21 protein-coding genes are annotated in these 23,965 nt (G+C 42.5%); 9 read left to right on the top strand and 12 right to left on the bottom strand.

Translation table 11 applies throughout. The features are described from left to right. The first annotated feature begins 52 nt into the window (after positions 1-52). On the top strand, positions 53-1,138 hold the full coding sequence (locus FSB76_RS03965; RefSeq protein ID WP_147052296.1) for an SGNH/GDSL hydrolase family protein: 1,086 nt from the start codon (positions 53-55) through the stop codon (positions 1,136-1,138). A gap of 183 nt (positions 1,139-1,321) precedes the next feature. Here the strand turns inward: FSB76_RS03965 and FSB76_RS03960 are convergent, their stop codons facing one another. After that, the gene (locus FSB76_RS03960; protein WP_147052295.1) at positions 1,322-1,864 is read right to left on the bottom strand and encodes a hypothetical protein; all 543 of its coding nucleotides are present in this window, start codon (positions 1,862-1,864) and stop codon (positions 1,322-1,324) included. A 228-nt stretch (positions 1,865-2,092) separates the two neighbouring features. Here FSB76_RS03960 and FSB76_RS03955 point away from each other — a divergent pair, with 228 nt between their 5' ends. From FSB76_RS03955 to FSB76_RS03940, 4 genes are all read left to right on the top strand, one after another. Continuing rightward, positions 2,093-2,788, top strand: a complete 696-nt coding sequence (locus FSB76_RS03955; RefSeq protein ID WP_147052294.1) for a CoA transferase subunit A — start codon at positions 2,093-2,095, stop codon at positions 2,786-2,788. Positions 2,789-2,844: 56 nt separating this feature from the next. Beyond that, entirely contained in the window at positions 2,845-3,195 is a 351-nt protein-coding gene (locus FSB76_RS03950; protein WP_147052293.1) for a four helix bundle protein, read from the top strand. A 57-nt stretch (positions 3,196-3,252) separates the two neighbouring features. Beyond that, entirely contained in the window at positions 3,253-3,909 is a 657-nt protein-coding gene (locus tag FSB76_RS03945; protein ID WP_147052292.1) for a 3-oxoacid CoA-transferase subunit B, read from the top strand. Positions 3,910-4,003: 94 nt separating this feature from the next. Continuing rightward, the gene (locus FSB76_RS03940) at positions 4,004-4,339 is read left to right on the top strand and encodes a superinfection immunity protein (protein ID WP_147052291.1); all 336 of its coding nucleotides are present in this window, start codon (positions 4,004-4,006) and stop codon (positions 4,337-4,339) included. Between the two features lie 91 nt (positions 4,340-4,430). Here FSB76_RS03940 and FSB76_RS03935 read toward each other — a convergent pair whose 3' ends face one another. Genes FSB76_RS03935 through FSB76_RS03925 form a run of 3 tightly spaced genes read right to left on the bottom strand, consistent with a single transcriptional unit; the run spans position 4,431 to position 6,867 of the window. Beyond that, the gene (locus FSB76_RS03935; protein ID WP_147052290.1) at positions 4,431-5,063 is read right to left on the bottom strand and encodes a uridine kinase family protein; all 633 of its coding nucleotides are present in this window, start codon (positions 5,061-5,063) and stop codon (positions 4,431-4,433) included. Then, the gene (locus FSB76_RS03930) at positions 5,056-6,081 is read right to left on the bottom strand and encodes a LysM peptidoglycan-binding domain-containing protein (RefSeq protein WP_147052289.1); all 1,026 of its coding nucleotides are present in this window, start codon (positions 6,079-6,081) and stop codon (positions 5,056-5,058) included. Before FSB76_RS03930 ends, FSB76_RS03935 begins: the two co-directional genes overlap by 8 nt. Before the next feature lie 6 nt (positions 6,082-6,087). Continuing rightward, positions 6,088-6,867 carry a DUF4905 domain-containing protein gene (locus tag FSB76_RS03925; RefSeq protein WP_158642834.1) on the bottom strand — a complete coding sequence of 260 codons (780 nt, stop codon included), beginning with the start codon at positions 6,865-6,867 and terminating at the stop codon, positions 6,088-6,090. Positions 6,868-6,962: 95 nt separating this feature from the next. On the opposite strand from FSB76_RS03925, the gene FSB76_RS03920 reads away from it, so the two are divergent. Further along, positions 6,963-7,442 (top strand): Dps family protein, encoded by a 480-nt coding sequence (locus FSB76_RS03920; protein ID WP_147052287.1) that lies wholly within the window; start codon positions 6,963-6,965, stop codon positions 7,440-7,442. Between the two features lie 182 nt (positions 7,443-7,624). After that, positions 7,625-8,032, top strand: coding sequence for a DUF6855 family protein (locus tag FSB76_RS03915; RefSeq protein ID WP_147052286.1), 408 nt, complete (start codon positions 7,625-7,627; stop codon positions 8,030-8,032). 29 nt (positions 8,033-8,061) lie between these two features. Here FSB76_RS03915 and FSB76_RS03910 read toward each other — a convergent pair whose 3' ends face one another. The 3 genes from FSB76_RS03910 to FSB76_RS03900 form a co-directional block, all read right to left on the bottom strand. Next, positions 8,062-8,733: a DUF4272 domain-containing protein gene (locus FSB76_RS03910; protein WP_147052285.1), complete on the bottom strand. Its 672-nt coding sequence runs from the start codon at positions 8,731-8,733 to the stop codon at positions 8,062-8,064. A gap of 7 nt (positions 8,734-8,740) precedes the next feature. After that, complete coding sequence (locus tag FSB76_RS03905; protein WP_147052284.1) at positions 8,741-9,097, bottom strand: hypothetical protein; 357 nt, start codon at positions 9,095-9,097, stop codon at positions 8,741-8,743. An 80-nt stretch (positions 9,098-9,177) separates the two neighbouring features. Next, positions 9,178-10,110 carry a helix-turn-helix domain-containing protein gene (locus FSB76_RS03900; protein WP_147052283.1) on the bottom strand — a complete coding sequence of 311 codons (933 nt, stop codon included), beginning with the start codon at positions 10,108-10,110 and terminating at the stop codon, positions 9,178-9,180. Between the two features lie 226 nt (positions 10,111-10,336). Between FSB76_RS03900 and FSB76_RS03895 the strand changes: the two genes are divergently transcribed. Then, positions 10,337-11,119 (top strand): SDR family oxidoreductase, encoded by a 783-nt coding sequence (locus FSB76_RS03895; protein WP_147052282.1) that lies wholly within the window; start codon positions 10,337-10,339, stop codon positions 11,117-11,119. Between the two features lie 136 nt (positions 11,120-11,255). Then, positions 11,256-11,684 carry an SRPBCC family protein gene (locus FSB76_RS03890; protein WP_147052281.1) on the top strand — a complete coding sequence of 143 codons (429 nt, stop codon included), beginning with the start codon at positions 11,256-11,258 and terminating at the stop codon, positions 11,682-11,684. Positions 11,685-11,979: 295 nt separating this feature from the next. Here FSB76_RS03890 and FSB76_RS03880 read toward each other — a convergent pair whose 3' ends face one another. The 5 genes from FSB76_RS03880 to FSB76_RS03860 all read right to left on the bottom strand — a co-directional run bounded on the left by FSB76_RS03880 (position 11,980) and on the right by FSB76_RS03860 (position 23,804). Continuing rightward, the gene (locus tag FSB76_RS03880; RefSeq protein ID WP_147052280.1) at positions 11,980-13,803 is read right to left on the bottom strand and encodes a glycoside hydrolase family 35 protein; all 1,824 of its coding nucleotides are present in this window, start codon (positions 13,801-13,803) and stop codon (positions 11,980-11,982) included. Between the two features lie 84 nt (positions 13,804-13,887). Further along, complete coding sequence (locus FSB76_RS03875; RefSeq protein ID WP_225976412.1) at positions 13,888-15,225, bottom strand: vanadium-dependent haloperoxidase; 1,338 nt, start codon at positions 15,223-15,225, stop codon at positions 13,888-13,890. A 4-nt stretch (positions 15,226-15,229) separates the two neighbouring features. Continuing rightward, complete coding sequence (locus FSB76_RS03870; RefSeq protein WP_225976411.1) at positions 15,230-18,565, bottom strand: VCBS repeat-containing protein; 3,336 nt, start codon at positions 18,563-18,565, stop codon at positions 15,230-15,232. A 96-nt stretch (positions 18,566-18,661) separates the two neighbouring features. Continuing rightward, a complete protein-coding gene (locus FSB76_RS03865; RefSeq protein WP_147052279.1) occupies positions 18,662-20,521 on the bottom strand; it encodes a RagB/SusD family nutrient uptake outer membrane protein in 1,860 nt (619 codons plus the stop codon). 10 nt (positions 20,522-20,531) lie between these two features. After that, the gene (locus FSB76_RS03860) at positions 20,532-23,804 is read right to left on the bottom strand and encodes a SusC/RagA family TonB-linked outer membrane protein (protein WP_147052278.1); all 3,273 of its coding nucleotides are present in this window, start codon (positions 23,802-23,804) and stop codon (positions 20,532-20,534) included. Positions 23,805-23,965 lie beyond the last annotated feature (161 nt).

Raw genomic sequence — 23,965 nt, 5'->3', positions numbered from 1 at the left:
CTTGTTTTGCGTCGGCAAATTTCATAAATTAGGCCTGTAAACCGGCAAAAAAATGCGTAGACTTTACTTTATAATTCTGTTCCTGGTAACTTCAGGAGCCCTATCAACTTGCCAGGCGCAAAGCCTGGTGCTCAAAAGCAAGGATACCCATATCCGCTATACCGGCCGTATTAACATGACCGATGAGGCTGCGGAATTTTACTGGACAGGGTCATCGGCTGTAATTAACTTTAAAGGCACCGGCGTATCAGCCGTGTTACAGGATGAGCGAGGCGAAAATTATTTCACAATTATTGTAGATGGTAAGGTAATCAATACCTTACACCTGGAGAATGCCCAAAAAACATACACCCTTGCCGAGGGCCTGCCCGACGGTAACCATAGCCTTGAGCTGTTTAAGCGCACCGAATGGGATAAGGGCAAAACCACTTTTGTGCAGTTTATTTTAGATAAAGGGTCATCAATATTACCGCCGCCAGCGGTTAAAAAACGCAAAATTGAATTTTTTGGCAACTCCATCACCTGTGGTTACGCTGTTGAGGACACCACCGGGCAGGATAGGGGGAGTGCGCCTTATGAAAACGGCTACATTAGCTACGCCGCTATAACGGCTCGTCATTATGATGCAGCTTATGTGGCTACAGCTAAAAGTGGCATCGGCGTAATGGTTAGCTGGTTCCCGCTCATCATGCCCGAAATGTATAACCGCCTTGACCCAACCGACCCGACAAGCCTATGGGATTTTACAAAATATACACCCGATGTAGTGGTTATCAACCTGTTCCAAAATGATTCGTGGATAGTTAAAATACCTGATAACCCGCAATTTAAAGAGCGGTTCGGCACAAAACCACCCGAGGCCGATCAAATTATCAAAGCGTACCGGGAGCTGGTGAAAAATATCCGCAAAAAATATCCAAAAGCTCAAATTCTTTGCATCTTGGGCAGTATGGATGCCACTAAAGACGGTTCGCCATGGCCCGGATATATCGAAAAAGCGGTTGCAAGTTTAAGCGATAAAGGTATTTACACCCACATGATCCCCTACAAAAATACACCGGGACACCCAAGCGCCAAAGAGCAGCAGGCTATGGCCGATGACCTGATAGCCTTTATGGATAAGAATATTAAGTGGTGACAAATGTGCAGATTTCAAATTTCAGATGTGCAGATGATTTTGTCCGAACTTGGTTAACAAGATTTACCGGATTTTTTAGATTTTGATTTATAAAACCACCTTTCTTGTAAATCCTTTAATCTGAAAAATCCGAGTTCAGAAAACATCTGCACATCTGAAATCTGTAGATATGCATATCTATTTTTATTCACCAACTTTCTGCTGATCTGGAACCTCATTTGGTCCGGGAATGTTTGCCTGTTTGTTTTGGCCTTGACCGTCATCATCGGCAGTACCTTCCTGGTATTGTTGCTGCGATTCATCTGGTTTTTCGTCTTTCTCGCTGCCGGCATTTTCGCCGTTACCCTGACTACCTGTAGCCGCATTGTAATCGGAATACCCTGACTGGTTGAGATCCTTAAAATTATTATTCTCCGGGTGCTCTTCAGATGGCTGCGTGCGGCGGAAATACTCATTGTTATAACCAGCGTTTTGCGATGGGTTGGCCGGATCATCACCCGATGGGGTCAGGTTGTTTTCGCCAAAACTTTGCCCGCCCATGCCGCGGCCTTCCATACCCGGAGCATCTTGCCTTTTCATGTTGTCTTTTGAAGTCGGGTAGCCATGCTGCAGGTTTTCTTCCGTCAGGTTATCATCGTCATCTACGCGATATGCGTTAGGTTTATTTGGCGTTTGTTCGTTTGGTAAGTTATTACTTTCACCAAACCCGGTGTCTTTTAATTCCATAGGTTTTATGTGTTGATGCATAATTATAATATTTGAATTTTCTAATTGTTTTAATTTTTTAATTATTGAGATAGAGTTGAAGGTCGAAAGTTAAAGAGCAAGATTTAAGACAGCTTCAATATGGTGGAAGAATAATTTATCGTCGGTGAACGCCAATTAAAAAATCTTGATTCCTGACTCTTGATTCTTGACTCTTATCAGTAGTTTTGAAATAACCAATTATAAAACATGAACAAAGTAGTTAGTGATGCCGATGAGGCCATCCGCGACATCCGGGATGGTATGACCCTGATGCTGGGTGGTTTTGGTTTATGCGGATTACCCGAAAAATGTATAGCCGCACTGGTAAAAAAAGGAATAAAGCAGCTTACTTGTATTAGTAATAATGCCGGCGTTGATGATTTTGGCATCGGCCTGATGCTGCAGCAACGCCAGGTAAAAAAAATGATTTCATCATACGTAGGAGAAAATGCTGAATTTGAACATCAGCTGTTGAGCGGCGAACTGGAGGTAGAATTGATACCCCAGGGCACCCTGGCAACCCGCTGTATGGCTGCGGGGTACGGCATGCCCGCTATTTTTACCCCGGCTGGAGTAGGTACCGAGGTAGCTATAGGCAAAGAAGTGCGCAATTTTAATGGTAAAGATTACCTGATGGAGATGGCCTTCGATGCCGATTTTGCCATTGTAAAAGCCTGGAAAGGTGATACCATGGGCAACCTCATCTATAAATCAACCGCCCGGAATTTTAACCCAGTTATGGCCATGGCCGGCAAGATAACCATTGCCGAAGTAGAGGAACTTGTTGAACCAGGACAGCTGGACCCCGATCATATCCATACGCCAGGAATTTACGTTCACCGGATTTTTCAGGGGAAAGATTACGAAAAACGGATTGAACATAGGACAGTGAGGTTAATTTGAAAATTTGAGAATTTGAAGATTTGAAAATGAATAAAAATTGGTAGAATAATATTTTAATGAGAGACGATAAAGAAAACCTGATTGTTAAATTGACTTTTGAGTTTGCACTTGATATTATAGAGTTTTCAGAGGAGTTGGAAGCCAATAGGAAATTCGCTATTGCGAAACAAATTATCAGATCCGGGACATCAATTGGGGCTAATGTACGCGAGGCACAAAACGCAGAAAGCAAAAATGATTTTATACACAAATTTAAAATAGCTGCCAAGGAAGCCGACGAGACTGAGTATTTCCTATTGCTTTGCCAGTTTTCCAAGGGTTATCCATTTAGTATGTCATTGATTGAGAAGTTGAAGGTGATCAATAAAATAGTATCAAAAATTATAGCGAGTGCAAAAAATGGGTAGTATGAAAATTAAATTCATCTTCAAATCCTCAAATTTTCAAATCCTCAAATTAATTGTATGTTAGATAAAAACGGCATCGCCAAACGCATCGCCAAAGAAATAAAAGACGGTTACTATGTTAACCTTGGTATAGGTATCCCAACATTAGTGGCCAATTACATCCCCGAAACCATGGACGTAGTTTTACAATCGGAGAACGGATTATTAGGGATGGGGCCTTTTCCGTTTGAAGGAGAGGAAGACCCGGATGTAATTAATGCGGGTAAGCAAACCATTACAATGTTGCCGGGTTCGTCAATTTTTGATTCGGCTATGAGTTTCGGGATGATCAGGGCCAGGAAGGTTAACCTGACTATACTTGGCGCCATGGAAGTATCCGAAAATGGGGATATAGCTAACTGGAAAATTCCCGGTAAAATGGTGAAAGGCATGGGCGGCGCTATGGACCTGGTGGCATCGGCAGAAAATATCATTGTAGCTATGCAGCAAGTAAACAAAGCGGGCGAATCGAAGTTATTACCTAAGTGCACCTTGCCATTAACCGGCGTGCACTGTGTAAAAAAGATAGTAACCGAATTGGGCGTATTTGACGTTTTGCCGCAGGGTGGCTTTAAATTGTTGGAGCGGGCACCTGGCGTAACAGTAGAAGAGATAATAAAAGCGACTGCCGGGGAGTTAATTATAGAAGGGGAGGTGCCGGAAATTGTGGTTTAAAAAAAATACCTATAATGAGGTATGGCATTAATAGAAAATTATTTGCATCTTACAGGTAAGTTATTGCGTATAAATGACAATATTAAATTAAGTTATGATAGATTATCCAGAACTGATACTAATTTTTATTTTGTTATCCATTACAATGCCTGTTTATCTGCTGCCATCTATAATGGCCAGGGAAAAAAATAACTTTTTATCAGTGCTACTGTTGAACGTGCTTTTAGGCTGGACTGTGATAGCCTGGATAATTTCGTTAGTGTGGGCGCTCCGCACCGATAAAGACCCACTACGCTCCTATAAACTTAATACCCACAACTGCTGCCCTAAAATAGAAGCCGAACTCACAAAGCTGAGAAACTTATTCAGGGCCGGTGTAATTACTAAAACTGATTACCACAACGAAACCAGGAAAATTATAGGAAGCTAAATAATTTGAGGATTTGAAAATTTGAAGATTTGAAAATGTTTGAAATAATCTGTTAATCATTTTCAAATTCTCAAATTTTCAAATCCTCAAATCAAAATAGTTTTTCTCTCAAATCAGCTGATATTTCTTCAGTTACCGCGATGATATCATCTGCAATGTGTGTGTTGTTGGTTATCACCCTATCACATTCATCTTTGTAGGGTAACAGGAACTCTTTATAGGCTGGTACCACATGGTTTACCCATTTGTACATCACATCATCGTGGGAGTAGCCACGTTCCAGCAAATCGCGTTTAAGGCGGCGCTGCAGGGCTATGTCGTTTTCGGCCTCTATAAAAATTTTCATATCCAGCATGCCGGCAATTTCTTTAAAGTGCAGTATAAACAGGCCTTCTACTATCAGGATTGGGGCAGGCTTTATTTCCAACACCTTTGAGATGGCATCGGGGTTATTAAAAGTATACTCATGCTTAATCACGGGCTCTTTATTTAAAAGCTTGCCAATATCGTCATGAAAATGTCGGTCATCTATAGTCGAGGGTAAATCAAAGTTGTACAGCTTGTTTTCCTCCTTGGTCATGTTGTGTGCCACGGGGATATAGTAGTCATCCTGCGACACCAGGGATACTTCATCGGCAGTAAAATGCTCCAGGAAACATTTCAAAAAAAAAGTTTTGCCAGATCCGCTTCCACCGGCAATTCCAATAATATAAGGTTTATTCATTCGGGCTTCCGTAGCTGATATTTACGTTAATGCGTTTATCTAAGGCGCCTAAAGCATCGGCAGTATTTTTGGTCATTACAATGAGCACATTTTTGGTAGCCTCGCTATCGGTGAAACGGCCCACTACTTTAGCATAAGTAGTATGGTTATTCATTGGGTTGGTAATTTTAATAACCGTGCCTATTGGCGCGGTGCGGTGTAAAACCAGCTCCTTTTTAGGGTCAAGGCTGGTGTCATCTATCCAGGTGGCTACACCTTTTTCATTTTTTTCATATAAGCCAAAGCGGTTGGCTTTAAATTTTGCGTCGGCGCTGTCAATGGGCATGTTTGCCGAATCGGTTTTCAATACATCCTGCTTGGCAACCGTACGTTCTTCCGGTGGCATACCGGTGCGAACTTTGATGATCTGATCGGCTTTTAGGTCATCCGAACTTAAGTTGTTTAAATTTCTGATATCCTCAACTGAAGTATTGAACCTTTTGGCTATGGAGTAAATCGTTTCGCCTGCCGATACCTTGTACTGTTGTACATTATCCATATTTACAGCTGCGGATGGCTGTGTTGTTGGTGGTGCGGGTGTAGCTGGTTTTGGCGCTGCTGCAACGGGTTGCTGAACTACCGGCTGTGGCTGTGCAACCGGTTGTTGAACTACAGTTGGCGTTTTGGCAACAGGGGGCTGAACCTGGGGCTTTTGCTGTACTACCACTGGTTGAACAGCCGGTTTTGCAGGCTGTGCTGTAGTAACTGCCTGCGTTTCATCAAACGGCAGGTCGGTAGGTACTTTAATGGTGCCGCCAATTTTAAGCGGGGCGTTGTTATTAAACTGGATAATGGCTTTTGGGCTTACTTTATAGCGCCTGCCTATAGAGTAGTAATTGTCTTTAGGATCTAATTTGTGGAGGATGATTTTTTTACCATTCTGATTTTCAACGCCGATAGAATCTTTAGCAGTGCTTGCAAAAACGGAGACAGAAATGGTTAGTACGGGAGCGATCAATAAAAGGACCTTTAATTTCATAATATGTTATAATACAGTATTTTGTAAATTTAAAACGATTAATACCGACCTGTTTTTAAGGTAGATCAGTTTATTATTATGTACTACAAACGCCTCGGGCTGCAATTTTTGTATATCGGTTTGCAACAAATCGTGATAAACCGTATCACCTTCATCGTCAAAAATATAAAGGACTTGCTTCAGTTGCCCATCCAAAAACGTGTGCAAAGATACAATTCTAAAATTATTGTGTTCAAGGTAATCCACGGTATTTCCGTAGGCTTCAACACCGTCAGGCAAACTTTTAAACGCCTGCACCGGTAACACCTGCGGGCTTAAAATACGGTTGTTTAAAACTTCATCAATAATAGGCTGATAGTTTCTAACCGTTTCGCCGGTTTTGATATCCGCCAGAAAAAGTTTTTTAGGCTGTATCTGTGTATTGTAAACCACCGGGCCATTTACCGACAGGTAATCAAATGCCAGGTTGTAATTGCTCCACAAGGTTTTTCCGGTGTGCCCGTCAATGGCTGTTAACCCTTTATGTGCCGGCCCTTTTTCTGACTGATAGTTGTGCAGAACAAACACCCCGTCAAACGCCGTCTCGATACCCGTAAGCCATCGCTCGGGCGTTGTAAGGCCGTCAAAATTTACCATGCCGTTATCTAAACCGATCGATGTAAACGATACCAGCTTGTCCGCACCGTTGCGCACCTCCAGGAATATAATATTACTCAGCTCATCAATTTCCATACGCCATACGGGCCATTTACATTGATGTTGAATGAACGGTAGCAACTTTGTCATAAAGTGTGTAAATATGCTTAATATCTTCAAAACAGTGGTAATTTTACCAAACATTGCCGTTGTGGTAATGTTAAAAGCACTAAATCACCACTACTATGAATGCTGAACAAATTAGCTTGGAAGAATCAAAAGTAAAGCCCGTTGTCGATCATTTAAACGACCTTTTGGCAAATTACCACATCCATTACCAAAAACTACGCGGATGCCACTGGAATGTAAAAGGGGCAAGTTTTTTTACATTGCACCTTAAATTTGAGGAACTGTATACTGCCGCTTTACTAACCATTGATGAACTGGCTGAAAGGATTCTTTCGTTAGGGAAACCGCCATACAGTACGTTTAAAGACTACATTGAAACCGCGCAGATCAAGGAAATTCAAACCATAGGATTAAAGGATACCTTGATGGTAAAAGCTATCATTGATGACCTGGCCGCGCTGATTGCCAAGGAGCGGGAGATATTAGATATCACAGCCAAAGCCGGCGATGATGGTACCAACGATATGGTTAACCGCTTTATGCAATTTAATGAAAAAAACACCTGGATGCTTCGTTCATTTGTGAACGAGGATTAAGCCTAATAAAGAGAATCAAGAATTAAGACAGGAAGCCGCTTACATTGTAAGCGGTTTTTTTTAGAGATTTTTTGCTGCTTTTTCTGAAGATACGGGCAAAACTTATGAGTGTATCTGATTATCTGCTAACTTTAAAACCAATTGATAAAATATCAAACAGACGTTAATTTAGCTTTGATACGATGAAAGAACAAATTGGTACTAAACAAGCCCCGTTGGCGCTTAAAACGCCGCCGCTATCATCAGAATATACCATGCACACAGACGTGAAAGATGGTAAAGAAGTTTTGGTATGCACCGTTGGCAAAACAGTGTTGCTGTATGATTACCGTTGCCTTGACGATTTGTATGCAATGCTTAAGCAGCACGGCGATTGGATGGAACTGGGAAGTGCCGACGAACAAAAACCGGCTAAAGAAGGTACCGTTGAAGCATGGGGACGCTCTCCCGAAAATCCTGTTGGCGGCTGGTACGGGCTCAAGAAAGGTTTACGTGGCCGTTTTGGCATGTACATTCCGCCCCTAATGGAAGCAATGGGGCTCGCCGAGGTAACACATGAGGCAAAAGGGAATAAAATGCGGGCAAAATAACCATATAAACGCTATCGCATATCGCAATTTTAGGTTGAGGTATCTGTTTCATCCCACTCTTCAATTCCGGAGAAGCGGCGAAGCCAGTTCAGCGCTTTATGTCTTTCGAAAGAAACGACGCTGTCTACGGTCGACGTGTTTGGGTTGCCATTGAAATAAATATCTCTCAGGTAAGTGGTAACCAATTCATTAAAAAGGTTTTCGTCAATAATGGTTGTTTCGTCGATATAATGCAGTTTGGTTAAAAAATCATTTAAAGGCTCGCCAACTGAAGGTATAACGGTATCAAATTCATTAAATTCCTCGTCGTCAATAGGCTGGCAGGAAGCGGAAAGTTTAGTAACTAATCCAAGCGACCAGGCCAATACATAAGCCGCTTCTATTTGCCATGAAAAATTTACCAGTGCCTTTCTGTCTTTAACTTTTCCTTCAAACAATTTTGTTTCCCGTTCACTAACATATTCCCATAGGCTCTCAGCTTTTAACCAGTCCATGATTTTTTGACGATGTTTTTCATGCTGTGCTGCAATCGAAACTGCATACAAAATGATAATCCGGCAGCCAATGTCAAAAGGTTTTGCTAAGCTTTCTGGATCAAAATCAAGATAAGGCAGGTACTGTATTTTAATATCGCTGATGCCATGATCGCTCAATCGCTTTTCAATCGCTTTTTTTCTACCAATGAATGATTTGTTTATCATAAGTAATTTATCCAAGTGGATATTTCAAATATATCAACACTAATGGTATAAGCAGAAAAGGTATCTCAATTAAAGCGGCTTTAAATTCCCCTACGTAAAAAAACATTATCATTAGGAAGAATATCAGGGCTGCATTAAGTAAGTTGCCCGCAACAAAAGTTTGGGGTATAAGGATAAGTATCCCGCTTAACAGTGTCAAAATAGATATTACTTTTAACGTGGCGTGGCTTAAATTTAATTTGCCAAATAAATCTGCTTCGGGGCCGGTGGCGTTTGGTTTCATGGTTAGTCCCTGCCAGCCGTGTTTAATGCTCATAAAGGCTGCAAATAAGATAAGTGCTCCGCTGATTAATTTGATGGTCATGATGTGATGTTTTTATAGCGCTAAGCTACGTGCCGTTATCCGTAACAGGTTTGCAATCATCAATCAGCTATTTATCAATTTCAAACAATTTTTGCCCGTATTTCAATTGGCGATAGTGATGTTTGTTTTTTAAAGAAGTTTGAAAAGTGCGATAGCTGTTCAAATCCCAGGCTGTAGGCAATTTCTGATATATTCCAATCGGTTTGTTTGAGCAGGATTTTGGCTTCCTGGATAAGCCGGTTGGTAATATGCTCGGTTGTGGTTTTGCCGGTATTTTCCTTTAATACTTTATTGAGATGATTACTGTGCACGGCAAGACGGTCGGCATAATCACGGGCAGTTCGCAAAGTTATTTTTTGCTGAGGCGATGCTATCGGGAATTGCCTTTCCAACAGTTCGATGAACAGGGAAGATACCCTGGCCGATGCATTATGGGCACTGTTGTAGGTGGTTAAGGGCTCCAGCTTTTGCCCGTAATGAATTACTTCCATTACATAATTGCGGATAAGATCGTACTTAAACAAATAATTAGAACCTATCTCCTGCTGCATTTTTTTAAACATGAGCTCCAGTTCGTTGGCCTGTGTATCGGTAACCTGGAAAACCGGGTAGCCACCCGGGCGAAAGATGGGTAATTCATCTAACACAGCCCCACTTTTTGATTGTATTAAAAAGTCGCTGGTGAAAATGCAGAAGTACCCGGCCTGGTCCATATCCTGCGGCACCCAGTTATAGGGTATTTTAGGAGTAGCAAAAAGTAAGGCGTTTTTTTCGATGTGAATCACCTTGTCTGCATACTCTGCAATATTTTTCCCCCTCACCAGGCTTATTTTATAGTAAGCCCGCCTATTGTAGGGCATATGCCCCGGGTCGTCTTTAAAGCGGGGAATCAGTTCTTCCAGGTTGAATATATTAAAATGTCCTATTTCTTTATTGATCCCGTCCGGTAACAGCGATTCTGCATCGTCTTTACCTACCTGTTTATAAAATTCGTCGATGGTGATGGCTTGCATACGTTTTGTGGCGTGTTGTAGTAAAGGTAATGATTGAATTGATATAAACAGCCTTTGTGGTTTGAATATGATAAATAGCTTACAGGTTATTTTGCGCTTAAAGCTTTTTTTTGACTTTTGAAAAATATGGCCGGTTTGAATCTGGTAAACAATAGATTGAATAATGCAAACCAGGCTTGTATAGCCGCCATACCTTTGTTTATCAATATTTATTAATAAACAAAAGATGGAACTTAAGCATAATACCATATTAATAACAGGCGGCACCAGCGGTTTCGGTTACGAATTTGCCAAAAGATTGCTTGATCTGGGTAACACCGTAATTATAACAGGCAGGGACGGGGCCAGGCTTGATGAAACAAAACTTAAATTGCCCGGCGTGCATACCTTTAAAAGTGATGTGAGCGACCCGGAACAAATTATTACTTTGTACAATCAGGTAATAGAACATTTTCCTGACCTGAATATCCTGATCAATAACGCTGGCGAGATGCGCAAGATAATCCTGCACGATGCTTCGATAACCCTACAGGATATCACACGCGAAGTCGAGATCAATTTAATGGGGCCTATCCGTATGGTACAGCAATTTTTGCCGCAGTTGAAAAAACAACAATCGGCTGCCATTTTGAATGTAACATCGGGGATTGCGATGGCGCCATTTCCAATTTCGCCGATATATGGGGCAACAAAAGCAGGCCTGCGTTCTTATACAAAATCGTTGCGGGTACAACTGAAGCATACCCATGTAAAAGTATTTGAGTTAGTAGCACCGGGCGCTAAGACCACCTTGAGCGATAAATTTACCGATGAAGAAAATTTTGACGGGAAAATGCTGATGGACCCCGTTAAACTGATTGATGATGCGATTAAAGGTTTGCAAAAAGATAACTACGAGATATATCCGGGGATTGCTAAAATATTAAAAGTTGTAAGCAGGGTAGCCCCCGGTTTTTTGCTAAAGCAAACCAGTAAGGTGGGGGCAAAATCTATGAAGGGCGATTTGTAGTTAGTCTTGCTAAAATGATTTTGCTTGTCAAACTTGTACCTGTAATTCACACCCGACAATTGTCGCATTTAGCCATATTCCTTTTTAAAATATTCTGCTAATTTTATCAAAAGTAAATCAACCAAAAAAATATAAAATGGAAACAGCAGACAAAACGGCTATTACAGTAGAGGCAACGGTAAACGCACCCATAGAAAAAGTTTGGGAATCATGGACTGCACCGGCGCATATTACCCAATGGTGTCATGCATCAGACGATTGGCACGCGCCTTATGCTGATAATGACGCGCAAACAGGCGGCAAGTTTAAAACCACCATGGCCGCAAAAGATGGAAGTTTCAGCTTTGATTTTGAAGGCGTTTACAGTAATGTAGTGCAATATAGCCTGATGGAATATGGACTTGGTGACGGCCGGAAAGTGAAAATTGAATTTGTTGGAGATGGTGACACCACTAAAGTAACGGAAACATTTGACCCGGAAGATCAAAATCCAATTGAAATGCAAAGGGGCGGCTGGCAGGCTATCCTGGATAATTTCAAAAAATATACTGAAACCGGCCTGTAACTATTTTTGCTAAATAAAGCCATACGTGTTATATTTGCACACCAGGCAGGTTTAATTCTGCCCGGTTGTTATTTTCCTATGGTGTAATGGTAGCACTTCTGATTCTGGTTCAGACAATCGTGGTTCGAGTCCATGTGGGAAAACGCTAAAAGCCCCTCCTTTAATTAGGAAGGGCTTTTTTATTTATTTGTTAGTATTCTGTTAGTTTTAAACTAACCCATTATTGCAATAGTGCTTGTTCCTAAGGCTTAATAAAGGGGACAGGATGTAACGCTATATCTATAGCCTGCGAATTTTAGGGCTGTAACTTATCTAAAACAGGTTTATTCAATCCGGATAATTGATCTTGTTCCGGTTTTAATAGTTCCAGGATGGCAATGTCGTTGTGTCCTTTTTTTAGCCACTCTGCAGGCAGGTATAGCGTTTGTTGCGGGCCGATATTCCAATACCGTCCCAGGTTATGTCCGTTTACCCAAACTACACCTTTGCCCCAGCTGCTCAGGTCGAGGTAGGTATCCGCAACCTTGTTAAGGTTAAAGCTTCCCTTTTTAATGAGCGGTGAATGGGAATTGTGCTTAGCTGTACCATACTTAACCGCATTTAAATTACCGAAGGGCAATGAATACATTTTCCAATGCTGCACTTCGCTGCCGGCAAAAAGCACCTTTTGGGTAATGCCTTTTTTGTTTTGCAACAGGTATTTGCCAAAGTTTATGCGCCCAAGGTTTTCCACTAAAATATCCAGTGTTGCTTTACCGGCAGGTAGCGTAAGCGTTAAACTATCCTGGTTTAAACGGCGGTCAAGTGTGCCAACGGTTTTACCGTTAACCATTACTACGGCGTAATCTCTCAGTTCTTTAAGCTTAAGCACACCCGCTTTGCCCCCTGTAATTATGTTTCGGTATAACACAAAGCCATAATCCTGGCGCAGGTCTTCAAAAGTAAGCGGAGTGATGTTTGTTTTGGGGGCTGGCAACGCATTCAACAAACTTACCGACTGAGCGAATTTAATTGCCGGTATAACCATAGCAGGTTTTGCTGCAGGTACAGCAGGCAGTTTCACGCCGGCGGGCAGGTGTTTTTGTATTACTTCTCTGAATTTCATAAACTTTGAAGTAGCATTACCTGCCTCGTCCAATGGGGCATCGTAATCATAACTGCTGATTTGTGGCTCGTATGGAGTTTCGTCTTTATAATTGGCACCGTTCATGAATCCGCGCGTTGTACCACCATGAAACATGTACATATTTATGGATATGCCTGCCGCCAAAACAGAATCAAGATGACCTGCATACTGTTCGGCTGGTACGGTATGGTGTTTGGTGCCCCACCAGTCAAACCAGGCCGGGTACCATTCGGCAATATAATACGGCCCTTTACCATCATGGTTATCGTTGATTATCTTTTTCACCTTAGCAGGATCATCCAACCCGTTAACGGCCGGCAGCAGGCCGGGCAAGTGGCCTTTTACCAAATCGGGCGCCGGATCGCAGGTGTACAGCAGGCCATCGAAACCGGCTTCTTTAAAGAATTTTTGATTGATAGATAAATATTCTTTATCACTACCGTACGATCCATACTCATTCTCTATCTGCACCATCAATATGTTGCCACCATGATTTATTTGCAGCGGTGCCAATTGTTTGCCTATTTCTTTAATGTAACTTTCGTATTCTTTAAGGTACCGGGGTTCTTTACTACGCACTTCCAAGCCTTTTTCGTTTTGCAGCCAATACGGGTAGCCCCCAAATTCCCATTCGGCACACACATACGGGCTTGGCCGTAATATTACCCATAGCCCTTCTTCCCGGGCTATCCTTACAAACTCCGCTACATCGTTATTCCCGGTAAAATCGAATTTGCCTTTTTGCGGCTCGTGCAGGTTCCAGAAAACATAGGTGCCTATTGTATTCAGTCCCATTGCTTTGGCCATTTTCATGCGCGAGCGCCAGGCCTGACGGGGTACGCGGGGGTAGTGCATCTCGCCCGATATCATCTGGAAAGGCTTGCCATCTAACAAAAATGATTCATTGCCCAGGGTAAAAGTATGGGTTTGGGCAATTGTATTAATGACATTTAAAAGGAGCAGTATAGATAGGATAAGGTGTTTTAATTTCATATTGGTGTTATTAAAGCTGTTTGTATTTTATAATAGTGCAGTTTAAGTTATAATTGATTTGTTGAGGTAAAAAAAACATGCCTTTTAATGATTTGGTACCTGGTTATTGTGTTTGGCCAATACCCATTGCCCAACCTTAACGCCTTGTATTATGCCATTGTCAATAGCATCTTTAAAATGAATACCTCCCCAAAACCGCGACATACCGGCCTCGGTAGCAGCTTGCGTAAATGAATTAAAACTACGGGGCGTAAGGCCATATTTTTCTTCTACGTTATCTGTATAATGAAAATTGTCGCCAAAATAATGCGTAAGTATTACCGCAGATGCTGATGATATTACAGAGTGACCGCTAATGTATTCGGGGAAGGGAGGGGTTTGCAGCAACGGTTTCCAGTTAACATCAATATATTTACGTATTGCAGTTTCGGGGCGTACCCTGTTGGTGCGGTACTTGTCGTCCCAGCAGCATATAAAACCATCCAGCAACCCGGTTGCTACCATGGTATGAATTTCCATCGCTTTTGAAAATCCGGTTTTTGCCTGCCGGCATGCTATGCCGGTAATTCCCATCCAATGCGCGCCTGGCGAAATCTTTTTTAAGCCTATCAGCATGTGCCCGTTATCCTGAACGGCAAATGGGTTGCAGTCCCAAAAGCCGGCTATTGTTCGCTGTTCGGCGGTTAATCCTTCTGCGCTTGCTTTATAATTCATCATCATGAATTTATAAAAGGCGCTGTTTTTATCTTTTGAAAAAGGTATTGGAGGCGCCGGCAGGAACTGCGAGGCAGAATCAAGTGTAAGCGGGCGGATGGTATTAAAATAAGGTTCAACAGGAGCCATATAAGCTGGTGGGGTAGGGTCCCAGGTGCCATCTTTGCCAAGTGGGGTATACCTGGTATAATTGCTTATCCTGTTGTATTTGTCTTTTTTGGCATAAGCCAGTATCTGTTTACTTATAGCCTGCGCGTAATGTTTTGAACTGTCAATTACCTCGTCAGTAAAACCTATTTTTTTGCACGAATCCAAAAAACTCTCTTCGTATTTGATCAGTAAACTGCCCGATGGCTGCATCTTTCCGGCAGTTTCCATCATGGCTATTAAAGCACTTAACTGGTAGACATATCCTTTAGCGTAAGCTGGTTTTTTTACAACGGGGTATTCATTTAAAATGCCATGCATGCTTTTAACACTTTTGTCATTTTCTGATACAACTTCGTAACCGGCAAGGCAGGTGTATGAAAAGAACCGGGCTGCCAGCGGGGGATTGGTTACATCATGGATCATAATAACCGTCATATGATCAATCACCTTGGTGATATCGGCACTTGTTAAAGCCGGCTGAGCCTGCTTTTTATTGCAGCCGGTATATAAAATAGCTGCCGCTAAAAGCATGGTTGATAAAAAAGCCTTCCTGCTCATATAATTAAAACTCTTTATAGGCTTTTACCCCTTGTTGATTAATTCCGAAATATAAAATGTGGTTAATTTCTATCACACTTCTTACATCTCCCCATAGTTTAAAGCCCGACTGAAGTTGAGGGATATAGTCAAAATGTCCCTTGCCATCGCCTTTCAACAGAATGCCATAATTGGCGTCGTATTTGCCTAAACGGAGCCTGGCCCTGTTAATGTTACCGCATAAAAGCAAATCCTGGTTGCCATCATGATCATAGTCAAGACCGGTTATTGTAAAAACGGGTGAATACTGCGCCTGTAAAGGCAACGACGATGAATGCAGCCTGCCCTGGCTATCACTTAAGAAAAGAGTAGTAGCCAGGTTATTGGCCTGTAAATGGCCGGCCCCTTTTAACTCTAAAGCTGTGAAAATATCTGTAAGTGTGGCATCGGCATAGCTCTTATAATCAGGGAAACGCGGGCGCATAATACTGAGTTGTTCTAACAACTCGTCCCTTGAAACGTATGGATAACTTTGATGCTGAATATAAAAACAAAGTATGGGGTCAATCGCGCCATTGTCATCAAAATCCTTAAAGTACATTTCTGCCGGTTCGTTGTCGCTGGCTTTGCATTGGGTATTTAATCCCTGGTTGCCAACAATAAGGTCTGGGTGTCCGTCGTGGTTAAAATCTGCCACCATAATTTTGTTCCACCAGCCGTTGTTGGGCTTATCAAAATAAGCCTTTGTATTATTTACAAGCTTCCCGCCTTCATTTATTAATACAGTTACCGGCATCCATTCTCCGACTAAAACCAAATCGGGCTTTTTATCTCCGTTCATATCTACCCAGGCGGCGTCGGTTACCATACCTATATGTTGCAGGGCAGCGTTATATTTTGCAGTTTCATCGGTAAAATGCCCTTTGCCGTCATTTACCAATATATAGCTTTGAGGCGTTTCGGGATACCTGCCGGGTATTACCCTGCCGCCTACAAATAAGTCGGGGTGGCCATCGGCATTAATATCGGCAACTCTTACGCAACTTTTACTGCTGCGCATTGTAGGTAATGCATCTTTCGCCTTTGTGAAATTGCCTTTCCCATCATTTAAATAAAGCCTGTCCTGTAATAAAGGGTCATCAGCTGTATAATTATCGTAGCCTCCGGAGGCTACATATAAATCCGGTTTACCATCGCCATTGGCATCAAAGAATACGGCATCCCCATCGTTGCTTTTTTTATCTGCTTCAAATGCTGGCTGTAATTTTGCGGCAAATTTACCATCTGCCTGTTGTATATAAATAGTGCCCGGTTTTCCGTTACCGCCACCTACGTAAACATCCTCCAGTCCGTCGGCGTTTACATCGCCTTTTATCATACACGGGGTTGTGAACGATAGCGGGTTTACCATAAGTGGTTGCCGTTTAAAATCATTAAGTGCGTTTTTTTCCTGTTTATTATTTATGGGAGAAGCCACTTCTGCGAAAAAAGGCGTTATAGGGCCCGGTAACTGAGAGGCGTTCACCGCATTTTTTTCTTCAAGCGTTAATTCCTGATTAGCTTTTATGTTTTTTAAAACCTGCTGTTTTCCCTGTTGCCATACTATCCGCAATGAATCAACCTCATGATCCTTACCCAGCCCGAAATGCAATATTGGCGAAACGCTTGATTGAAAGCCGCGGCTTGGCATTTGCTCAAGGTATTGCTTTTTATTTTTTATATAAATGGTAACTTTCGCCCCCACACCCTGTGTGTTTTTAGCCGCACCCTTTAGTTTAAGTTGCAGGTAGTGGTTGTTTACTTGTTTATCTGATTCATTTTGATAGATAAATGCCGGTTGATTAATATTATTGGTTACAAGGTCCAAATCTCCGTCATTATCAAGGTCGGCATAAACTGCGCCGTTACTGTTTGATGATTGTGTAATACCCCAGGCAGCGCTGGTGTTGGTAAAGGTTAAATTGCCATTGTTTTTAAAAAGGTAACTTTTTACTTGCGAAGACGGCATTTGCTGTACCAGGGTATATATATCCTTACGCATTAATCTTCTGTCTTTCAAAAAATCGCCCATATATTTCACAAAATCCATGTTGGTGAAATCGCGGGTATAGCCGTTGGTTACAAACAGATCTTTCCAGCCGTCGTTATCATAATCGGCAAATAGGGGGGCCCAGCTCCAGTCGGTATTTGAGATGCCCGATAGTTGCCCTGTCTCGCTGAAGGTGCCGTTCCCATTATTCACTTGCAGCATATTGCGCATGTACTGGTAATAGAACCCGGTACGAAGCGTTAATCCAAATTTTTCGTAATTATCCGGTGCAAATAATAGCTTTTGCCTGTGATTATCTTCGGGGAGCATATCCAGCGTGAAAATATCGGGTAAGGCATCGTTGTTGATGTCAGAAACATTATTTCCCATCGAAAACTGGGAGGTATGCCCTAAAGATGTTTGTAGTTTATTGGTGAAAGTGCCATCACCATTGTTAATATAAAGGAAATCGGGGATAGTGTAATCATTAGATATATAGATATCGGGCCAGCCGTCGCCATTGATATCGGCTATTCCTGCCCCAAGGCCGTAGGTTAAATCAGAACTGCTTATACCGGCCTGTTGGGTTACATTTTTAAAAACATTATTGTCGTTTCTATACAGTCGCACTCCATTTGGCGAATCTGATTTTTTTAAGATAGCTGTTGTATTTGCCTCATCTAAAACAGGCAACTGAATTGGGCTGTGGTTTAATAAAAACATATCCAGGTCGCCATCCCTGTCATAATCAAAAAAAACGGCCTGTGTACTGTACCCTGCATCTGCTAATCCATATTGTTGTGCCTGTTCTGTAAAATGCGGAATGCCGTCTTTGTCATTTCCAACATTAATAAACAGTTGGTTTTGGCGTTTGTCGGCCTTTAGGTTTCCTGAATAGCAAACATAAATATCCAGCTTGCCATCGCCGTTTACATCGGCCATGGTAACCCCTGTTTTCCAGGGACCGGGCCGGCCGGCTACATCGGCTGCGGTTGTAATATCGGTAAACTGCATATGGCCTTTGTTCAGGTACAATTTATTATCGGTCATGTTGCCGGTAAAATATATATCCAATAAACCATCGCCGTTTAAATCGCCGGTTGCCACACCGCCACCGTTATAAAAGTATTCATACATTAACACGTTGGTATTTAAGCCTTCGGTTAACGTATTGCTGAAATCAACGTGCGTTTGTTCGGGGGTGAGTAAAGTGAATAAAGTGTTGCCGTTGGTTCCGTCTGCCTCTTTATTTTCGGTTGGATGCCCGCAACTTGTTAATGCAATAATTCCGGTTAAAAGGAGTTGTGGAAATAATTTAATGTAAGTGTTCACCAAGCCGTTTAAATTTATAGGTTAAAACTTTAAAAGAATGCCGGCATTTTACCACCGGCATTCTTTAGGATAAATATATAAGAATTTTATACCCCTTTAATTATATCCGGGGTTTTGAATTAACTTATTATTTTTATTAATCTCGTCTCTGCTAATAGGTGGAAAATAAACTTTGTCCTTCCAGGTGCGGTTTTCAACTCCTGGGTCAAGTTCTTGTACCGTATAGGTGTAACTGTAATTATCTGTATTGTACCTATAAACACTTACCGATTTTCCTGGCTTTAAAGTACCCACAATTTTTACAATTTTTGCTTTATTGCCAAGTGTTTGCGCACCGATTAACCAGCGGCGGGCGTCATAAAACCGCTGCTCTTCAAACAACATTTCCACATTGCGTTCGTTCCGGTACCGTTGTACCAATGCATCGCCTGCGTCTGTGATGGCCGGCATACCCGAACGGAAACGAATCTTATTAAGCCAGGTTCGGGCTGTGGCCTCGTCGCCCAGTGCTAAGCAAGTTTCTACATAGTTAAATACAACTTCGGTGTATCTGATCATAGGCGATGGTACCTCCTGGCGGGTGTTGTTATCAACAATAGCCGGGTTAGGATCCATAAATTTCCTGATTGCATATCCGGTGCGGGTTCCGTTCCAGTTTTCAATAGGGCCATTCCTGGTATCCAAACCAAAGTAAGCAATAGCACCGCTGCCTGCGCTGCCGGTTTGATAGGTACCCATTTGAATCTCATTGTACGGGTCTATCCCTGCACCATCAGGCGTACGTGGTTTCCATGGCGCACCGTCGTATAAAATGGAAGCGTAAAAACGGGGATCCCTGTTTTGATAAGGTGCGGCTGCTTCAGCTGGTTTGCTCCAGTCAAATTTTGAGCCGTCCATCATCTCATAGTCGTCTACCATGTTTTGGGTAGGCTCGCTCGATGTCCAGCCGTGGTAGCCGTTGGTACAATTGTTACGGGCATACCATGCACCCCACTCATCTTTGGCATTGGCGAAATAACGGGCGAACAAAATTTCTTTTTCGCCACCATTTCTTGATAAATAAGAATTTTGATAGTTGGTAAAACCGTCAGCTGCAGAAGCTGGCGCAGATAAATCAAGCGCATAGCCATAGCCTAAATTCAACACTGCCTGTGCAGCGCTTTGCGCTTTTTTCCATCGGCCATTAACGTCGGCTGTGGTATATCCTAACAACTCGTAATTCTTAAAAGCTCCGTCAAGTGCGGTCATTTTCGCTTTCGCAGCCGATCCGTCTGACATGTCATGTAAAGGACTGGCGGCATATAACAACACCCTTGCCTTTAAAGCCAAAGCTGCATCACTTGTGGCACGTCCTTTTGCTAATGATTTACCTTGCAACAGGCTCGCGGCTTTGTCAAGGTCGCCTACTATAAAATCAACACAATCAGAATAGCTGCTCCTGGCAATCGTAAAGTCAGTCGCGCTGGCAGCATAGGACGATTTTACAAGTGGAACCCCACCATAATAACGCAACAACTGGTTATAATAGTAGGCGCGCATAAACAAGGCCTCGCCCATTAGCCTGTCGGCCAGTGTTTTGTCAATTGTGGTTTTGGCCAATTGCTCCAATGCGATGTTGGCAGACCTAATCCGGGCGTACATTGAACCCCACTCGTAGGTATGAGGTACGTTGCCCAGGCTGGCCGGGCTTATGTTGCCCTCCATAATGTTCTCTTTTCCAAAGTTATAGATCGCATTATCGGTTTGGCAATCGAGGTTCTCCTGATTAAGCTCCCCTTCATACAGGCCGTTATACAACTCCGTTACAAAAGCTTCAGAAAGGTTGGGATCTGCCCAGGTAGTAACTGACGATGCCTGGTTCAATGGTGTAGTACTTAAAAACTCCTTTTTACATGATGCAAGCAGCACTCCCGACAGTATCGCGATTGTTGAAATACTTTTTATAAATGTTTTCATATCGTTCTAATTAAAATTTTATACTTGCGCCCAAATTGATAACCCTCGACTGCGGATAATAGTGACCATCCGAACTGGTTGATTCAGGATCATATATGTGCTGCTTTGCTAACGTGAACAAGTTAAGCCCGTTTGCATAGAAACGCAAATTACTCATGCCAATTACTTTACCAATTGAAGATGGCAGTGTGTATCCAAGCTCAACGTTTTTAAGCCTCACATAGTTCATATTAAGCAGCCAATAGGTATTTCCGTTCGAGAAATATTGGTTATTCCGGTCAACAGTCCGGGGGTAAACCGTACTTGGGTTATCAACAGTCCAGCGATGGTCGTAACTGTACTGTGTGAAGTTACCTATAGTTCCCGACTCGGTTTGGAAGTAAAGCTGTGCGCCCGTTGCACCCTGGAATAAAACAGTTAAATCGAAGTTTTTATACTGTACCCCAAAACTTAAACCTCCCTGAAAAGTTGGCTGATTGTTTTTGTCATTCCTTACCTGGTCATCACCGTTAATTTTACCATCGCCATTTACGTCTTTATACATCATATCTCCGGGGCGAAGGGTACTGGCACCAACACCGCTGTAGTCAATTTTATTGGCGTCAATTTGAGCCTGTGTAGCAAATATGCCTGTGTATACATAATAAAGGTTGCTTCCGATAGGGTGGCCGGTAGACCTTTGCCACACTGGCACTCCTCCCGGCTCATTCCATAAGTCGATCTTGTTTTTAGCATAGCTGCCGGTAACTCCTACGTTATATCGTACCTGGCCAATATTATCATGGTAATTTACCTGAAACTCCCATCCTTTATTACTCACCTTTGCATAATTTACAGGAGGCAGCAGGTTGCCTGGTATACCAGTGGCAGGAATAGTTCCAGACTGTGTCCATAATATTTGGGTACGTTTATTTAAAAATGCCTCAAGCACAAAGTCTAATTTTCCATTCAAGGTAGTACCCTCTAATGCAACATCGCTGTTATTGGCCACTTCCCATGTAAAGTTCGGGTTTGGTGCCAGGCCTTCAGATAGCGTTTGTGCGGGCACGCCACCAATTATATACGAGCCGATATTATATAAGGAAAGGAACGCGTATTCGGCCGGCGTACTGGTGCCGGGTAGAATAGCCTGGTCGTTACCTAATTGGCCCCATGAACCGCGAAGCTTTAAATTTTGAATAAACTTTATATTGTTTTTAAAGAAATCCTCTTCCGAAATTCTCCAACCGGCTGATATACCAGGGAAAAAGCCGAAGCGATGATCTGGTGGGAAGATGTATGAGCCATCCACCCGCCATAAAAACTCAGCCAGGTACTTTTCTTTATAGTTATATCCAGCCCTGCCGAAGTAACTTAAACGGGCCTTTTGCCAGGCACCGCCATAGTTACCTATCTCTGCGTTTCCACCAGCAGATAATTGATCGAGAGCAGTTGAGCTGTAATATTTACGGTTGGCGCCAAAATAGCTGGAGTTTGACTTTTCCTTGTTTACACCTGCAAGTAACACAACGTTGTGGCTGCCAAAACTATGGTTATAGCTTACTATACCTTCAAGCATGCTGCTAAACTGATCCTCGGACCCTTGGTTAAGATTTGCCTGAGCCGGGCCGCGTGCTACTTTGGTTAGTACAGGGGTGCCGCTCGCATCTTTGGTCACGTTATCCCAGCTGTATACAAACCAAGGTGTTTGCCATGATTTTGTTTGCTGTATATATTTATCCAGGCCTACGTTTCCTGTAAATTTTAATCCGTCTACGCCAGGTACGGTTATCTCTATTCTCCCGTTGGTCTGAACATAGTAGCGCGTATCCTTATTGTAACCTGTTTGATTAGTTGTAATCAGCACGGGTTGCTGGCCGTTTTCAATATCCGGCCCCGGTAACCCATTTGGCCAGTAAGCCGGTTTATTAGGATAACCACGCATCAGCATCCTGAATATATCACTGGCACCTCCTCCGTTAGGGAAGAAACGATTTTCCTGACGACCTGATACGCCAAACGAGGTGTTAACATATTTATTTATCTTGGAATCGATATTCGTACGAAAATCGTATTGTTTGTAACCGGTAGCTGAATTTTTATAATACCCGTCCTGGTTTTGATAGCCAATAGAGGTAAGGTACTTTATATTTTCTGTACCGCCCGATAATTGTATGTTTTGGCGTGATTGTGGAGACCAGGTTTTCAAAGTTTCTTTAAACCAGTCGGTATTAGGGTGTCCCCATGGGTCAGATCCGTCAGCAAATTTTTTAAAGTCGGCTGGCTGAAATGAAGCTGTAGAAGTAGCGCCATTATCGGGCCTGGTAAAGCTTCCGGTTGTTTTAAACGCAGCGGAAGCGGCGCTCCAATATTGCGATGGCAGGTTATATAAGTCAATTTCATTTGCCAGAGTAGCATACTCTGTTGAATTGGCCATTTTAGGAAGGACAGTTGGCTGCGACCATCCGTGATTATAAGTATACGATATCTCTGGCTTGCCCGATTTACCGTGCTTTGTAGTGATCAGAATAACACCGTTTGCTGCCCGGGAGCCATAAATAGCTGCGGATGCATCCTTTAAAACCGAGATACTTTCAACATCTGCCGGGTTTATACGATCAATAGTGTTCTGACCGGCTGGCGATGGCACCCCGTCAATTACCACAAGCGGGTCGCTATTACCCAAGGTATTGGTACCACGAATCCGGATGGTTGAACCGTCATAACCAGGTTCGCCACCTGGATTAGTAGCGGTAACACCCGCCATACGTCCGGCTATGGAGTTTGAAAGGTTAGTTGCAGGCGACTTTACCAGCTCGTCACCTTTAACGGCGACAACCGCACCGGTAACGGTTATTTTCTTTTGTACACCGTAACCAACCACCACAACCTCATTCAAACCTTTGGATGATGATTGTAGTTTGATGTTAAGCAAAGGCTTACCGTCTACAGGTACCTCTTGTGTGGTATAGCCAATATATGATACTACTAATACCGCATTTTCGGCAGCTGTAATTGTGAATTTTCCATTCACATCGGTTACAGCTCCCACATTTGTACCTTTGATAAGTATTGATACGCCAACCAGCGTTTCGCCGGTGGCCTGGTCGGTAACCTTCCCTGTAACTTTAATGGGGGCATTTTCTTTGATCCCCTTTTCGTTCGTTTTTGTAAATTTTGTTTTTTCGATTTTTGCTACGCCGGCGTATGACGATCCAACAAATATTAATGCTATCAATATTTGACTCAGCGCAATTTTAAAGACCCTTAACAAGTTTACAGTCTTATGTAAATTGTATTCCATATTAGCTTATTTAAGTTAATTAACATTTAATGCACGCTATAAAAGCGGGTTAATAGGATAGGGGGTAGATTAGTTCCTTAATCTATCTCCCGGGTTGTGGGTGATGATGTTATTTGTCTTCCATATACATTATTGGGGTTTATATGTTAAATTAAAAATTG

It is taken from the genome of Mucilaginibacter ginsenosidivorax (genome assembly GCF_007971525.1).
In the GTDB taxonomy this organism is placed as follows: domain Bacteria; phylum Bacteroidota; class Bacteroidia; order Sphingobacteriales; family Sphingobacteriaceae; genus Mucilaginibacter; species Mucilaginibacter ginsenosidivorax.
The sequence above is the reverse complement of the archived record's forward strand: the minus strand, read 5'-3'. Positions and strand labels throughout refer to the sequence as shown.

Excerpts from the sequence above, each read along its gene's own strand:
- FSB76_RS03965 (WP_147052296.1), top strand. The coding sequence starts at position 53 with ATGCGTAGACTTTACTTTATAATTCTGTTCCTGGTAACTTCAGGAGCC.
- FSB76_RS03960 (WP_147052295.1), bottom strand. The coding sequence starts at position 1,864 with ATGGAATTAAAAGACACCGGGTTTGGTGAAAGTAATAACTTACCAAAC.
- FSB76_RS03955 (WP_147052294.1), top strand. The coding sequence starts at position 2,093 with ATGAACAAAGTAGTTAGTGATGCCGATGAGGCCATCCGCGACATCCGG.
- FSB76_RS03950 (WP_147052293.1), top strand. The coding sequence starts at position 2,845 with ATGAGAGACGATAAAGAAAACCTGATTGTTAAATTGACTTTTGAGTTT.
- FSB76_RS03945 (WP_147052292.1), top strand. The coding sequence starts at position 3,253 with ATGTTAGATAAAAACGGCATCGCCAAACGCATCGCCAAAGAAATAAAA.
- FSB76_RS03940 (WP_147052291.1), top strand. The coding sequence starts at position 4,004 with ATGATAGATTATCCAGAACTGATACTAATTTTTATTTTGTTATCCATT.
- FSB76_RS03935 (WP_147052290.1), bottom strand. The coding sequence starts at position 5,063 with ATGAATAAACCTTATATTATTGGAATTGCCGGTGGAAGCGGATCTGGC.
- FSB76_RS03930 (WP_147052289.1), bottom strand. The coding sequence starts at position 6,081 with ATGAAATTAAAGGTCCTTTTATTGATCGCTCCCGTACTAACCATTTCT.
- FSB76_RS03925 (WP_158642834.1), bottom strand. The coding sequence starts at position 6,867 with ATGACAAAGTTGCTACCGTTCATTCAACATCAATGTAAATGGCCCGTA.
- FSB76_RS03920 (WP_147052287.1), top strand. The coding sequence starts at position 6,963 with ATGAATGCTGAACAAATTAGCTTGGAAGAATCAAAAGTAAAGCCCGTT.
- FSB76_RS03915 (WP_147052286.1), top strand. The coding sequence starts at position 7,625 with ATGAAAGAACAAATTGGTACTAAACAAGCCCCGTTGGCGCTTAAAACG.
- FSB76_RS03910 (WP_147052285.1), bottom strand. The coding sequence starts at position 8,733 with ATGATAAACAAATCATTCATTGGTAGAAAAAAAGCGATTGAAAAGCGA.
- FSB76_RS03905 (WP_147052284.1), bottom strand. The coding sequence starts at position 9,097 with ATGACCATCAAATTAATCAGCGGAGCACTTATCTTATTTGCAGCCTTT.
- FSB76_RS03900 (WP_147052283.1), bottom strand. The coding sequence starts at position 10,110 with ATGCAAGCCATCACCATCGACGAATTTTATAAACAGGTAGGTAAAGAC.
- FSB76_RS03895 (WP_147052282.1), top strand. The coding sequence starts at position 10,337 with ATGGAACTTAAGCATAATACCATATTAATAACAGGCGGCACCAGCGGT.
- FSB76_RS03890 (WP_147052281.1), top strand. The coding sequence starts at position 11,256 with ATGGAAACAGCAGACAAAACGGCTATTACAGTAGAGGCAACGGTAAAC.
- FSB76_RS03880 (WP_147052280.1), bottom strand. The coding sequence starts at position 13,803 with ATGAAATTAAAACACCTTATCCTATCTATACTGCTCCTTTTAAATGTC.
- FSB76_RS03875 (WP_225976412.1), bottom strand. The coding sequence starts at position 15,225 with ATGAGCAGGAAGGCTTTTTTATCAACCATGCTTTTAGCGGCAGCTATT.
- FSB76_RS03865 (WP_147052279.1), bottom strand. The coding sequence starts at position 20,521 with ATGAAAACATTTATAAAAAGTATTTCAACAATCGCGATACTGTCGGGA.
- FSB76_RS03860 (WP_147052278.1), bottom strand. The coding sequence starts at position 23,804 with ATGGAATACAATTTACATAAGACTGTAAACTTGTTAAGGGTCTTTAAA.